Origin of the sequence: Kosakonia quasisacchari (genome assembly GCF_004331415.1) — a bacterium.
Lineage (GTDB): Bacteria > Pseudomonadota > Gammaproteobacteria > Enterobacterales > Enterobacteriaceae > Kosakonia > Kosakonia quasisacchari.
Map to the genome: position 1 here is coordinate 1 of NZ_SJOP01000100.1, position 273 is coordinate 273.

Here is a 273-nt window from a genome sequence, read left to right on the forward strand (position 1 = left end):
TCTGCCTGAGCGGCAGGCTGTGAGCAGCCGGTTAACAGCAGCAGACCCGCCAGCAGCGGGCTTAACAGTGAATTTTTCATCTGACTTCCTTGTGAAACGAGCAATAACGAAGAGGGGATGATGTGACTCAGGGCTGGCCGGTTTCCTTTATCCCGGGCATACTTTTGGCTCCTTCATCCTGATGGGCTCTTTAATCGGGTAATTGGCATTTCTCGGTGACCAGCAACTGGTCGTGACCTTCACGTCATCACAGGGCAAAAAGTGCACGGTGAT

1 pseudogene is annotated in these 273 nt (G+C 52.7%); it reads right to left on the reverse strand.

Annotated elements, in window-relative coordinates:
• Window positions 1-147: 147 nt before the first annotated feature.
• Window positions 148-273: pseudogene (locus E0L21_RS25355) on the reverse strand (hypothetical protein); the annotation flags it as partial.